The sequence below is a fragment of the Salimicrobium flavidum genome (assembly GCF_900156645.1).
GTDB classification, from domain to species: domain Bacteria; phylum Bacillota; class Bacilli; order Bacillales; family Halobacillaceae; genus Salimicrobium; species Salimicrobium flavidum.
The window spans coordinates 155,564-169,467 of the sequence record NZ_FTOC01000006.1 but is presented as its reverse complement, the minus strand read 5'-3'; the positions used below and the strand labels follow the sequence as shown (position 1 = coordinate 169,467).

Genomic DNA, 13,904 nt, shown 5'->3' with positions numbered 1-13,904 from the left:
CGCAGCCCTTCCTGGATACGCTCCCGGCTCTTTCCCGGGTGCGTCTGCCACACGTGGCCCGTATGTGCGTCCTGAAGAGCGACACTGTAGCTGTGGCCACGTTTATGAGCGAACTCATCCATGCACAGCGCTGTCGGTGCTTCGTAATCAGCTGGATGCGCCAAGGTCTCTTCCGCATAAGTGTAGAACCAGGAAGCCACGGTCGACGGAGGCACAGCCAGGTCCCGGGATACCGCCTCGAAGGACTGGCCGATGCATCTCCTGGCAATCATCTGTTTGAAATGGACCGTCACGTTCCCACGCACCGGAATCTCCGGCCATTTGACCGTCCAGGTGATGCCGCAGTCCTCACAACGCTGGCGATGTACCGGAACACGGATGTAGATGGTTTCCTGGGTGGAAACCCAGGCATGACGCAGGATACGATGTTTGTTTCTAGCATGGTTGGTACTTTCCTGGAAGCATAACGGGCAGAGATGACTCTGGGGCTTCGGTTCGACGCCGAGAATCCAGCCATCTTCCACACGTTCTCCCTCATCATTCAATGTAAAGGTTGGTAGGTGCAGGACATCTGTAGTAAACTGTTTATACAAGCAGATCTTCCTCTCTATCGATGTTTTGGGTTGGTACTTTAAACATTAGAGGAAGATTCTGCTTTTTTCAATGTCAAGCACACTTGATTAGGGAGAGCCAAACCCTTTAATATAAGGGAGTTTATGGGAATTTATAGAGATTCTAGGGTAACTAGACGATGTATTATACAACTAACAAATACATTATATGTTTTTTCAGACAATGTTTTGATTGAAACTTTAGCTCAAATAAAGAAAAGAATTTACAATAGAGATTTTTATAATAGGGACCTAGAGGTTAGAGCAACTAAAATACTACATAAAATTGAAATTGATTTTGAGAAAGCAGTTGAATCAAGACTCTTAAAGGTTGAGGGAATTGCAACAAAACATTCATTAGAAAAAATCATCTACACTGATATAGTCTCTCCAAACGAAATTGATTTACTTGTGTTAAAAGCTAACAAGTTGTTTGTAGTTGAATGTAAAAACTTTCTTTTTAAAAGTGATTATAAAATAATTCGAAGCGAAGTGAATAGATTCAAAGGTGAATTCTCTAAAAAATTAAATAATAAAATCCAATTTGTTGAAAGAAACTTAGCTGTCATTTTGTCGAATGAATTCGGTATTAAAGAACCTAACTGTGAAAATTATGAAGTGGAAGGCTTATTTGTAACAAATAATTTTTCTATATCTAGTAGCTATGAGGGGGTACCATATCGTTCTCTTAATTACACAAATGTTCAGGGTTTCTTCCAACAGATATAGAGTATCTATGAGAAAGTGAATAAATTAGTTCCTCAAAATTATATAAACAACATACGTTACCACAAGAAGCAAACCTTCTCTTTTCCCGACGGTATGATTCATCCTTGAGAAGACGAATAACAACAAACTCAACACAATCATGCTCAGTACATCAGTGAAAATTTTATCGTTCATAGATAATGTCGTGATTCCAGCTGAAGCAACAAGTACTAACAATATATTGAAGATGTTACTACCCACAATGTTTCCGAGTGAGATGCCGCTTTCTTTTTTCAATGCAGCGGAGATGGAGGTCACGAGTTTAGGAGAGAAAGCGCTTGGTTCACGAGCGGTTTCTTTCCGGCTTTTCAAACCGATTTCAATCACGTAGTACATAAAACATAGAAAAAAACAATTAGAAGATGATCCTGTCACTCCGTGTGAGTAGATTTTCATTCAACCCCTGCAATGCCATGCCACTGACCAGTACGAGCAGGGCCACGCTTGCCAGCAGGGTGAAGGGGATTTCTTTTTTGATGGTTTCGCTCTTTACCACCAAAGGATAGAGGAAGGCTGATCCCCCTATCACTAACGTAACGTTGAAAATATTACTTACTACCACTTTACTAAGGGATACTGCCACATTGTTCTGAAAAATTGAGAATTCCATCGAGAAAGATAGTCAGCTTCTTTTATTAATGGCCGGACTCAACAAGTAATAATACATATGACATAAGTAAAACTCAAATTCTGAATAGATCCTTCGCTTGGTTCACCTATCTATAAATACGTAAATGGGTATGATATAATTTTTGTTACTATGGTGAATGGATTTCTACTATATATTACTGAATAATTCAGAAAGAGGCTGGCCCATCTTATGACACTCTTGATTTTATATTTGTTTTTAGCTTTAGGTGTTTCTTTTTTATGTTCTGTATTGGAAGCTGTTTTTCTTTCCGTAACTCCTTCCTACATGAACGTGAAAGCGGAGGAAGGGTATAAACGAGCTCATCTGTTGAGAGCGCTCAAGAAAAATGTGGACCGCCCCCTTTCCGCAATTTTGACTCTTAATACCATTGCCCATACGGTAGGTGCTGCCGGTGTCGGTGCGCAAGCGACCAAAGTATTCGGCGAAGCTTACTTCGGTGTGATTTCAGCTGTTCTTACTATACTTATCCTTGTGTTCTCTGAGATTATCCCGAAGACTCTGGGCGCAAAGTACTGGAAGCAATTAGCTCTTGCGGCTGCTCAAATCATACAGTATATGATAATAATTTCTTATCCATTAGTACTGGCTTCCGAGGTTATCACGAAGATGATTACGAGAAATTCCGGAGACGAAGCGACTACCACGAGCAGGGAAGAGTTATCCGTGTTGGTTGATGTGGGTACAGAAGAGGGTGTGTTCGAGGAGAAAGAGAATAAGATCATACAGGGCACGATCAATCTGAAGACTGCCAAAGTCAGTGAGGCGATGACTCACCGCACAGATATAGTAGCTCTGGATGTCGATAGCACCCTTGAAGAAGTGATGGATGTAGTCACCGAAGAAAAATATACCAGGCTCCCTGTCTACAAAGATACTATCGATAACATCGTCGGAATCCTGCATGCCAAGGATCTCTTCCAGTATGTAAATAAATCGGACGATACAGAGGCTTTCAATCTGAGGGATTTCTGTAAACCTCCTTATATCACTCCTTCTTTCAAAACAATGGCAGAAGTATTCAAGGACTTCCAGCGAAATAACATTCATATTGGAATAGTCATCGATGAGTCAGGTGGAACGGATGGAATGATTACTCTCGAAGACCTCCTGGAAGAGCTGGTAGGGGAAATCTTTGATGAGTACGATGAGGTGATTAACGACATCACAAAAATCGACAACAACACTTTCTACGTGAATGGAAGCATCAGTCTGGACGAAGTCGTGGACTATTTTGATATCGATCTTCCAGTAGAGGAATATGAAACGTTGAGCGGGTTCATCATCGGTCAAATCGGACGTATACCAAGCGAAGGGGATCATGACGCTGTGGAATACGCCGGATTGACGTTCAAGATTGAAGAAATCGATGGTAGAATGATTTCCGGAGTGAGAGTTAAGAGGAACCATGAGAAGACGTTGTCACCTTCAGATCCGAGAAACAATCCGGAATAATGAACTCAACTTACAAAATATACGGTAAGAAAAGATAAAAAAGCAGGGGCTCCCTGCTTTTTTTGTTCGATCACAATAATCACAAAGAGGTATGATAAAATTGAATTGAAAAACGCATTCTTCCACTAACATGGTTTAAAGTTAATACTGGCAGGAGATGAATTTCTAATGAATGTTAGCTTTGAAAAATTGACTGAACCTTCTCAGGCTACCGTGGATTTAATTAACCGGTGGGAAAGCGATCCTGCTATAATCCCGTTGATCCGTCCTAACAAAAATCAAGAAGAGTTGGATTCTCGCATTACAGTCACACAGACGGGCTTGAAAAAACAGTTGGAATACAAACAGATTTATTTAATATTCTTAGACAATCAACTGGTCGGGATCATGGATTATATGGTTAACCCCGACCATTTATTCCATCAAATAGATAATACAGCATGGTTGGGGATTTTGATCGGTGAACGTGAGGCAAGAGGAAAAGGAATTGGGTATCAGGCGATAAATTATATAGAAGAGGAAGTCAGAAGAAAAGGATTGAAACGGATAGAGATAGGTGTATTTGAATTCAACGAGCAGGCACTGAAACTCTATCGGAGTATGGGATACAAGGAAATTGCCCGTATTGATAATTTCACATTCTGGAAGCAGAGAATGTGGGCAGATATACGGTTAGAAAAATATTTGTGACTAGAGGGGAATGGAACAAGAGCAGAATACAAAGTGAAACTATCAAATTTTCGATTGGATTACCCAAGAAAATGAAATGTGGAAGAGTGAGCACAAATTTCAACGTTGGAGTGATCGATATGGCACATCGCACCGTCCTGAAAATAGAAGGTGTAAGCAAAGTCGAAGGGGATAAAGTATGGTTTCGTTCTTTCAACTTTTACCTTCATCAAAACGAAGTAACAGCGATCCAATGCGAGCATGTGGTGGGGAAGGTATTATTTCACATCTTGACCGGGCAAGAATCGGGCACAGGGAGAATTGTTTTTTTTGATGAAGATGAGTTTTTTCCTGCGGCTTGGAATCGATATAGTTATCGTGTTGGAGTGGTATTCCATGAGGAAGGTATATATGAGCGTCTCACACCTTATGAGTATTTGAAGTTTCACCAGCGCCTTTACGATAAGAAAGCGGATATTGATGAGCTATTACATAAAGTGAATTTATTTGGGAAGAAATCTTATAGAATCAAAAACCTCAGTTTCTCGGAACGAAAGCGTTTATCCTTCGCTAAAGCTTTCGTACACAAGCCGGATCTGGTCATTTTGGAAGAGCCTGATCAGAACATTGATTTGGAGAGTAAGGTAATCCTGCGTAGAATGATTAATGAACTTAAAGATGAGGGTGGAGCGACTTTAATTTTAACGAGCAATATGGAAAGCGCTGTCATTATGACCAATGAAGTGTATCGCTTGAATGAAAATGGGTTAAAGAAAATGGATGTGCAGGAGCAGGAAGAGATGGAGACTGAGAATGATCGTGAGGAGTCTGAAATCAGTTCCCAGGTTCAGGTGGAGAGAATTCCTGCAAAGGTCAAAGAAAAAATAATTCTTTTCGACCCTACAGAGATAGATTACGTGGAAAGCGTCGATGGTACGGTTCAACTGCATGTGAAAGGGGAAGCGTTTCCGTGTACTATTACTTTACAACAGTTATCGGAGCGACTGGAGCCGTTTGGATTCTTCCGTTGCCATCGTTCCTATATTGTCAACTTACAAAAGGTTCGAGAAGTGATGACATGGACAAAAAATAGTTATAGCTTGATCCTCGATGATCTCCACAAAAGTAATATTCCATTATCAAAAGGGAAACTACAGGATTTGAAGAGTGTATTGCGTATGTAAGTGGATATTTCCCGGGAAATATTAGGGAAAAGTCGTTTTAAGGAGATTTTAAGCTTCTCCGCTGATTCTTTTTGTTGCTCCATTCAAAGTAGCATAGTTCCACTCAGCCTAGTAATCACTCCTTTCATGCTTGATTTAATGCTGTGAGGATAAATTCCTTTTACACTTAAATTAATCACTTGCGAAAGGAGAAATGGAAATGAGCAATATTATTGATGTCTCGAACGTTGATAAAGAATTTAGTGGGGAGCGGGCATTGGATGATTTGTCATTCTCCATCCAGTCTGGCGAAACTTTTGGCTTCTTAGGACCGAGCGGGTCTGGTAAGACAACGACACTTATGCTACTGACGGCTCAGGAAGGGTATCAGGCTGGAGATATCCAAGTGTTTGGGGCTTCTGTTGAAAAGTTGAAAGATCCAAAGCAGATGAAGCGGGTTGGGGTATTAACGGATAACACCGGATTATATGAACGGTTGACTGTAGAAGCGAATTTAAGATTGTATTGTAAGTTGTATGATGTAAATTATCAGCGTATTGCAGAGGTGCTGAATGAAGTGGGGCTGTCCGGGGAAGAATCTAAGTTGGTCAGCAAGCTCTCCAAAGGAATGAAGCAGCGGGTGAAGTTGGCACGGACGATTTTGCATAAGCCGGAACTGTTGTTTCTGGACGAGCCTACGTCAGCCTTAGATCCTGTAAGCACCGAGAGGATTCACAGTATTTTACGAAGGCTAAACGAAGAAGGTACGACGATTTTCTTAACTACCCATGATATGTATGAAGCGGAAAGAATTTGTGATCGTGTCGCTTTTTTAAATAAAGGGCACATTCAGCTGCAGGGACCCCCGAGGGATCTGCGAGTGAGTCACTCCAATTCTTCGATTACGATTTTGTTGAAAGATGGAAGAGAACATCTTGTCGGGAACGATAGTGAAGGAGCGGAGCACATTAAGAAAGCTATCGCCAATCAAGAACTCGCCTCAGTCCATTCCAACGAGCCGACTTTAGGTGATATATTCGCTCTTGTAACAGGGAAGGAGTTGGTCTGATGATATCCGCTAAACGAATCCAAGCTGTGGTTATAAAAGATTACCGGGATCTTCTGAAGAATGCGTATATGCTTTCCACTGCTGTAATCCCGCTGTTCTTAGCTTTTGCTATAAACCAGAGGGAAGAGGTTCAAAGTCCGGCTATGTTTATGCCGATTACCATTTCAATGGTCATTGTAGGCGCATTTATCCAGGCGTCTGTCATTGCCGAAGAAAAAGAAAAGAACACTTTAAGAGGGCTGCTCATGTCCCCACTCAATACGGCGGAGATTTTCATAGGGAAAAGTCTACTTTCCGCTATCTTAACTATCATAATGATTGTCGCGGTTATCCTGATCGGAAACATTAATATGCCTGATCAGACATTGCTCTTTACGGCAGCGATTCTTATCAGTCTTACTATTTTCATTAGTATCGGGACTATACTTGGTCTAGTTTCTCGTACAGTCATGGAAACGTCGGTCATCGGCATTCCAGTATTGTTTGTTTTTGGTATGAGCGATATTTTTCAAACGATGATTGAATCCGAGTGGGTTATTGATGTGACGGGCTATTTGCCGGATCAACAATTCGTACAGTTACTTTTGCAGTTACAGAACGGTCAGGCGGTCGGTGAGCATTTCTTGGTATTATCCACCTGGGCGATAGCTCTTGTGATACTCACTATCTTTATATTCAAGAAAAGGCGCTTTAATTAAAAGATAGGGAAGGAAATGCTAACTGTATCATGGATTTCAAGGCAGTTAGCCCAAGTTTCAGAAGCTTGAAAAAGAGCAAGGGGCCCCTTGCTCTTTTATATATCAGTTCCTCAAAATAATATAAACAAGATAAACGACATACATAACCATAAGGAAGAGACCTTCTTTTTTCCCGACCGTATAATCCGTTCTTGAAAACACGAACAACAGCAAACTCAACACAATCATGATCAGCACATCAGTGAAAATTTTGTCGGCCACAGGTAAAGGTGTGATCACGGCGGAAGCACCGAGCACAAACCAGATATTGAATATATTACTCCCTACAATGTTTCCAAGCGCGATGCCGCTTTCTTTTTTCAATGCGGCGGAGATAGACGTCACCAGCTCGGGCAGAGAAGTCCCGATTGCGATGATAGTCAAGCCGACCAGCGTTTCACTCATACCGAGGGCATAGGCGATCTCTGTGCCGTTATTCACGACCAGATCTCCTCCGAAAATGATGGCTGCCAGACCGGCTAACGTCAAAGCGATGTTCTTGCCGCGTTTGATACTTTTGGTTGATGGTTCATGTTCCGTATCTCTACGGCTCTTCAATCCGATTTCGATAACGTAGTACATAAAAATGGATAAGAACAATAAAAAGATGAGACCGTCGCTGCGGGTGAGCAGGTTGTCACTGAACCCTTGCAACAGCATGTCGCTGATCAGTACGAGCAGGACGACGCTTGCGAGCATGGTGAACGGGATTTCTTTTTTGATTGTGGCACTCTCTACTACCAATGGGTAAAGAAAAGCTGCACTACCTACTACCAGCGTGATATTGAAGATATTACTCCCGACAACGTTCCCGAGGGAAACTTCTGCACTTCCCTCTAAAGCGGCGATGATGCTGACAGTCGCTTCGGGTGAGCTCGTACCGAATGCTACTATCGTCAGTCCTATCAGAATAGGGGGGACACGGAGAATCCTGGCGATATTGGATGCTCCATCGACGAATAGATCAGCTCCTTTTATTAATAAACCGAACCCTACAATCAGTAAAATGTATGCCATAGTCGCTCCTCAAGCTCCTTTATATTTTTCAGCTCGTTTAATCATACCCTTATTTGTTGCAGGAGAAAAGTCTTAGGTACAATAATGTTGTATTTTCATTTTAAGAGTGAGTATCAAAAAACAGGAGGTGGAAATGTGCCTGAGTTTTTATTTATCAAACTAAGAGAGGGGATATATGGGATATTCTGAAGACAAGATACGATCTTCGGGTGGGTAGGCCTATTCCTGATACTTGTTTTTTCATTTAATGACATGCCTGATTATTACGGCGGCATAGTGCTGATAACTATTTTGTTCCGTGGCCAGAGATTCCGATGCCAGGAATCATTACAATGATACTCGGTGTTCTATCAAAAATAAAAATAATAAATCATTGTTCATAACTAAAAAATATTGGAAGGTGTACCAATGAATTTTACTTTAATCTTTTCTTTTTTTCCTCTGTTACTATGCATTCATCTTTTGTTGCAAGAGCATAGAAAATATAAAAATGCAGAACAGATTAATTATCTTACTATAATATTATCGTTTTCAGTTATTCTTACTTCATCCGCGGCTATTTTATTAATACTATTGGGAGTGGAACAATGACTTTGTACTTTCATCTTAGAGAATTTGGGTATGATGAAAAAGTGACAATTAATACTGGGGCTTTGGTGGGGGAGGAGAAAATCCCGAATTGAAAAAGCAGGGGGTTGCGCTTCAGAAGTTCCGGGAGTGCATCGTTCCAAGAGTTATAAAACACGCAAAAAGCTCTGGAATAATGGTGAACCATTATCTTTTCAAAGTGGCGAGCGCTACCAGATACATCTTGAAAACTATTCTGAAGTGAAAAGAGAAAATACTGAATCACTTCAAGTACAAGTGACGAACGCTAGACTTGAAGGTATTAATAACCTGATCAAAACACGGAAAAGGCACAGTTATAGTTGCCCAAATATGTATCACTTTAACCTCTGGATTCGTATATAGCGTGGCTCTCCGGCTTAGAAATAAACAAGAATTATACGTTAGAAGAAGAAATCAACACATTTCACTGTGGAGAACCCTTCATCTTCCTGTTGAGTCCTTCTCTCTGGTAGAAAAAAGGGTTTCAACAGGTTTTGTCGAATAGTAGTTATTAATGCACCTCCATGAAAATCCCCCGATTATAACTTCCCTACGAGAGGAATGAAGAAATGGAAACGAGAAAAGCGACCGAAATTATTTCTCTTTTGAGTGATGGTGTTAATCCTTATACAGGAGAGGTATTTCCTGAGGACAGTCCTTATCAGCATCCGGATACGGTAAGAGCTCTTTTGTTAGCGATGAAAGGGTTAGAAAGAATAGAAAAGTACGAAAAACGTCAAGGTGCTTTACCTGCAAATGCAGGGAAAGCCTGGAACGAAGAAGAAGAAGGCTTGCTGGCTGAAGCTTATGATAAAGGCCAATCCATTATTGAACTGACCGAAGCACATGGAAGGACGAAAGCATCGATTAAAGCCAGGCTGGTGAAGCTCGGGAAAATCGAGGCGTAGATATTTCAGGCATTAAAATAACCCTCCTTCTGATTCAGCAGGAGGGTTTTGTAGATTCTGAAGGTAAATAACGTAGAATAGTACGGTTGCCGGGTTGAATAGCCTTGTTTATTCCCTGCACTATTAATATCCTCACGAAAGAAAAATCGAAAGTACAAAGGCTGAAGCCGAAGAATATTCTTCAGCTTCAGTCTCGGGGCTACTTCATTTCTAAACGCGAGAGTTCCAGGCTTTTTGTTCTTCATCTTTCATCTGGTCTTCGATCTCCTGTGGATAGGCTGTACGGAAGGCATGATGATCCGCTTCGATCACTTCGACCATTTTCGCAATCATATCGTCAGGGTCGTACTGGTTGTCGAGCAATTCTTTCAGGTCGCTCATCGACTCTTCCGGAGTGAAGTTTTCTTTTGGATCATACCATTTCAATCTTTCTTCAAACATCCTGTCGTTGAAGCCTGTTTCGAATGGTCCTGGATTGATCGTCGCTACCTGCACGTTGAATTCCTCAAGCTCCGCTTTCATAGCTTTCGCGAAAGCTTCGATGGCGTGTTTCGTGGAGGCATAGGCTGCGAGGTACGGCATACCTACTACGCCGACGATGGAGCTGAGAAAGATGATTTTGCCCTGCTTTTTATTCACGAATTTATTGGCAGCGATCTGGGCGGTTTCAAGCGTGCTGAATACGTTCGTTTCGAAAATGTCACGTACCCGGTCGACCGGTATTTCGGCGATAGGTCCGCCTTCACCGATAGCCGCATTCGCGACGAAAATGTCATAGTCGTAGTCATCGATCAACTGCTGATCCCGTTTATTGGTGATATCGAGTTTGATCACTTCAAGACTCACACCTGCCGCTTCCGCTTCTTCGCGGAGACTGGTGATCTGCGCCATGATTTCGACGGCGGCGATTACGTGATGACCTTTTTTGGCCAGACCGATAGCTGTTCCTTTTCCGAGGCCGGTGCCGGCTCCGGTAATGAAAATCGTTTTACTCATAGTATGCTATTCCTCCTTAAGGAATGATTATTACATGTGATCGGTTGTCAGCTTCCGAGACATGAAATCTTTTAATCAGGGAAAATAGTAGACAACTACATTTTTCTTTCCCATGTTCTGGGGAATTTAAACGGGGAGCCCGGTTTGTTGTAATTCAATTCATTTTCAGAAAGGGGAAATAAGAAATGAGCATGCCTCCTTTAACGGAAAAGGAAATCAGATATATCCTTCATGCAGCCGATCCACTCATCGCTCAAGGTGGGAAAACGCTCCTGACTAAGATGCTGAAGGGGTCGAAAGAGAAGAAAATATTTGAATTCGGGCTGGATCAGTACAAAGGATATGGCTTTTACAAAGGGATGAAATGGGAAGAAGTGCAAAAGAAAATCAATTGGATGATCCGCCATGATTTTCTGGAAACAGAAAAGTTCGGGAGGCTGCCTCTCCTTGTCTTTACGGATAGAGGGTGGCTTGTCCAGTCTGATCAGTATGCCGATGAGCTGATCGAGGAGTGGGAAGTGTGGCTTTTGGAAGGGAAGATAAACCCCGATATGACGTATTTGAAAGACAGGAATCGGAGGATGATTCTTCTGATGCTTGAGAAAATAAAAGAAAGGGGCAAGAGGGACTACATCCCTTATTTGCAGTTGTGGGAAGAAATCGACTACAAGAAAGTACGTGCGGAGATCCAAAAAACGATACGGGTTCTTGAAGGAGAGGAATCCTTCAACGATACGATTCTCAGAGAAAGAAAGGAGCAGGTTTCCAAGGCTCTCGCAGGTGCTCCCTGGTATGATGTGATGTCTAACGAAAAATAACCCTCCCGCTGTAGCAGCAGGAGGGTTTAGTGTTAGCTATTATTTTTGTAGGTCGAAACGGTCGGCGTTCATAACCTTCACCCATGCATCGACGAAGTCGCGCACGAATTTCTCCTGGTTATCTGCCTGAGCATAAAGCTCTCCGTAGGAACGAAGTACAGAGTTGGAACCGAACACAAGGTCGACGCGTGTCGCGATATGTTTCAGTTCACCGCTCTGACGGTCGCGTCCTTCATATTCGTTGAAGTTGACCGGTTCCCACGTAGTATTCATATCGAGAAGGTTGACGAAGAAATCGTTCGTCAGTGTCCCAACGCGGTCTGTGAATACGCCGTGGTTCGTGTTCTGGTAGTTCGCGCCAAGTGTACGCATACCACCGACAAGTACAGTCATTTCAGGCGCAGTAAGGCCGAGAAGCTGAGACTTGTCTACGAGAAGTTCTTCCGGGCTCAGGGTATAAGCTTTCTTCTCATAGTTGCGGAAGCCGTCCGCCATCGGTTCGAGAACTTCGAAGCTCTCTGCGTCTGTCTGTTCCTGAGTAGCATCGCCGCGTCCTGGTGCGAATGGTACTTTCACATCGACACCCGCGTCTTTCGCTGCTTTTTCAACAGCTGCGCTACCACCGAGGACGATCATGTCCGCAAGGCTGATGTCTTTTGTGAATTTAGCGCGCAAGTCTTCGTAGACCGCCAGCACTTTCTGAAGGTTCTCCGGCTCGTTTACTTCCCAGTCTTTCTGAGGAGCAAGGCGGATGCGGGCACCGTTCGCGCCACCACGCATGTCAGAACCACGGTATGTGCTTGCTGCAGCCCATGCAGTTTTCACGAGTTCACTCGTTGTAAGGTCTGTATTAAGGATTTTCGTTTTCAGGTCATTGATTTCCGACTCGGTCCATTCATAGTTCCCTTCTGGAACCGGGTCCTGCCAAATCAGATCTTCATCCGGTACTTCAGGTCCGAGGTATCTTGCTTTAGGACCCATGTCACGGTGAAGAAGCTTGAACCAGGCACGGGAGAAAGCGTCATGGAATTCCTGAAGGTTCTCATGATAGTAACGGGAGATTCTTGCATAAGTCGGATCTTCCCGTAGCGCCATATCAGCTGTCGTCATCATCGTTTCCACTTTGATGTTCGAATCTTCAGCATCAGGAGCCAGATCCTCTTCTTTCGGATTCACGGGTCTCCACTGATAAGCGCCGGCGCGGCTTTCCGTAAGCTCCCATTCATAGCCGAGAAGAAGGTCGTAGTACCCGTTGTCCCACTGGGTAGGGGTCGCTGTCCATGCGCCGTCTACACCACTGGAAATCGTGTCACGGCCTTTCCCGCTTCCGTGGGTGCTCTGCCATCCGAGTCCCTGATCTTCGATGTCCGCAGCTTCCGGAGCTTCTCCTACGTGTGCTTCCGGGTCACCGGCGCCGTGTCCTTTACCGAAGGTGTGGCCACCTGCGATAAGTGCGACGGTTTCTTCGTCGTTCATTCCCATACGTCCGAATGTTTCACGGATATCATGAGCGCTCGCAAGCGGGTCGGGTTTTCCGTTCGGTCCTTCAGGGTTTACGTAGATAAGACCCATCTGAACAGCCGCAAGCGGATTCTCTAGTTCACGGTCTCCGGAATAACGGTTGTCTTCGAGCCATTCTCTCTCGCTGCCCCAATAGACGTCTTCTTCCGGATGCCAGATGTCTTCACGACCACCGGCGAAACCGAATGTCTTCACGCCCATGGATTCAAGCGCTACGTTTCCTGTAAGAACGAGAAGGTCCGCCCAGGAAATTTTGTTGCCGTACTTCTGTTTGATCGGCCACAGCAGGCGACGAGCTTTGTCGAGGTTGACGTTATCCGGCCAGCTGTTCAGTGGAGCGAAACGCTGGTTCCCGGAAGCGCCGCCGCCGCGACCATCGCCTGTACGGTATGTACCGGCTGCGTGCCAGGACATACGGATGAAGAGGGGACCATAATGACCGTAATCGGCAGGCCAGAATTCCTGGCTGTCTGTCATCAGGGTATGAAGGTCCTGTTTCAGAGCGTTGTAATCGAGTTTCCGGAACTCTTCCCGGTAATCGAAATCTTCGCCCATCGGATTCGGTTTCTTGTCATGTTGATGAAGAATTTCAAGGTTGAGCTGGTTGGGCCACCAGTCTTTGTTTTTCGTACCTGTTTTTCCTGTTGTAATCGCAGTTTCTTCAGAAGATTTATCTCCTGTTACCGGACATTGTCCGGCGCCTGCTTTGCTTTCGTGCACTTCGTTCTTATCCATGCATCTTCCCCCTTAGTTATGGTGAATAATTATAATGAATCTCAGATTATAATTATAATAAATTATTCACGGAATTGAAAGCGATAAGCGTTAATTTGAATAATTGGTAATATGGAGTTTTGAATGCGTGGTGAACACTGGAAAAGTCCAGCGTGTTTCAATTATAACAAATATGACTT

At 43.4% G+C, this 13,904-nt stretch carries 11 protein-coding genes and 2 pseudogenes; 8 read left to right on the top strand and 5 right to left on the bottom strand.

All coding sequences use genetic code 11. From position 1 onward, the window contains the following. Positions 1-593 (bottom strand): annotated as a pseudogene (locus tag BW944_RS10095) (ISL3 family transposase); the annotation flags it as partial. A 123-nt stretch (positions 594-716) separates the two neighbouring features. Here BW944_RS10095 and BW944_RS10090 point away from each other — a divergent pair. After that, complete coding sequence (locus tag BW944_RS10090) at positions 717-1,340, top strand: NERD domain-containing protein (RefSeq protein ID WP_076559303.1); 624 nt, start codon at positions 717-719, stop codon at positions 1,338-1,340. 24 nt (positions 1,341-1,364) lie between these two features. Here the strand turns inward: BW944_RS10090 and BW944_RS15455 are convergent. Next, a pseudogene (locus BW944_RS15455) lies at positions 1,365-1,971 on the bottom strand (sodium:calcium antiporter); the annotation flags it as partial. A gap of 228 nt (positions 1,972-2,199) precedes the next feature. Here BW944_RS15455 and BW944_RS10075 point away from each other — a divergent pair. The 5 genes from BW944_RS10075 (at position 2,200) to BW944_RS10055 (ending at position 7,082) form a co-directional block, all read left to right on the top strand. Beyond that, positions 2,200-3,483, top strand: a complete 1,284-nt coding sequence (locus BW944_RS10075) for a hemolysin family protein (protein WP_076559297.1) — start codon at positions 2,200-2,202, stop codon at positions 3,481-3,483. A gap of 168 nt (positions 3,484-3,651) precedes the next feature. Further along, complete coding sequence (locus BW944_RS10070; RefSeq protein WP_076559295.1) at positions 3,652-4,173, top strand: GNAT family N-acetyltransferase; 522 nt, start codon at positions 3,652-3,654, stop codon at positions 4,171-4,173. A 119-nt stretch (positions 4,174-4,292) separates the two neighbouring features. Next, positions 4,293-5,336, top strand: coding sequence for a LytTR family transcriptional regulator DNA-binding domain-containing protein (locus BW944_RS10065; protein ID WP_076559293.1), 1,044 nt, complete (start codon positions 4,293-4,295; stop codon positions 5,334-5,336). Positions 5,337-5,535: 199 nt separating this feature from the next. After that, positions 5,536-6,384, top strand: a complete 849-nt coding sequence (locus tag BW944_RS10060) for an ABC transporter ATP-binding protein (RefSeq protein ID WP_076559291.1) — start codon at positions 5,536-5,538, stop codon at positions 6,382-6,384. After that, positions 6,384-7,082, top strand: coding sequence for an ABC transporter permease (locus BW944_RS10055; RefSeq protein ID WP_076559289.1), 699 nt, complete (start codon positions 6,384-6,386; stop codon positions 7,080-7,082). The genes BW944_RS10060 and BW944_RS10055 overlap by 1 nt, the downstream gene beginning before the upstream one ends. A gap of 102 nt (positions 7,083-7,184) precedes the next feature. Here BW944_RS10055 and BW944_RS10050 read toward each other — a convergent pair whose 3' ends face one another. After that, complete coding sequence (locus tag BW944_RS10050) at positions 7,185-8,138, bottom strand: calcium/sodium antiporter (protein WP_076559287.1); 954 nt, start codon at positions 8,136-8,138, stop codon at positions 7,185-7,187. Positions 8,139-9,316: 1,178 nt separating this feature from the next. On the opposite strand from BW944_RS10050, the gene BW944_RS10045 reads away from it, so the two are divergent. Further along, the gene (locus BW944_RS10045) at positions 9,317-9,655 is read left to right on the top strand and encodes a hypothetical protein (RefSeq protein ID WP_076559285.1); all 339 of its coding nucleotides are present in this window, start codon (positions 9,317-9,319) and stop codon (positions 9,653-9,655) included. A gap of 210 nt (positions 9,656-9,865) precedes the next feature. Here the strand turns inward: BW944_RS10045 and BW944_RS10035 are convergent, their stop codons facing one another. Further along, a complete protein-coding gene (locus BW944_RS10035; protein WP_076559282.1) occupies positions 9,866-10,651 on the bottom strand; it encodes an SDR family oxidoreductase in 786 nt (261 codons plus the stop codon). Positions 10,652-10,836: 185 nt separating this feature from the next. Between BW944_RS10035 and BW944_RS10030 the strand changes: the two genes are divergently transcribed. Next, positions 10,837-11,469, top strand: coding sequence for an RQC-minor-1 family DNA-binding protein (locus BW944_RS10030; RefSeq protein WP_076559280.1), 633 nt, complete (start codon positions 10,837-10,839; stop codon positions 11,467-11,469). Positions 11,470-11,508: 39 nt separating this feature from the next. Here the strand turns inward: BW944_RS10030 and katG are convergent, their stop codons facing one another. After that, positions 11,509-13,725 carry a catalase/peroxidase HPI gene (gene katG, locus BW944_RS10025; protein ID WP_076559278.1) on the bottom strand — a complete coding sequence of 739 codons (2,217 nt, stop codon included), beginning with the start codon at positions 13,723-13,725 and terminating at the stop codon, positions 11,509-11,511. Positions 13,726-13,904 lie beyond the last annotated feature (179 nt).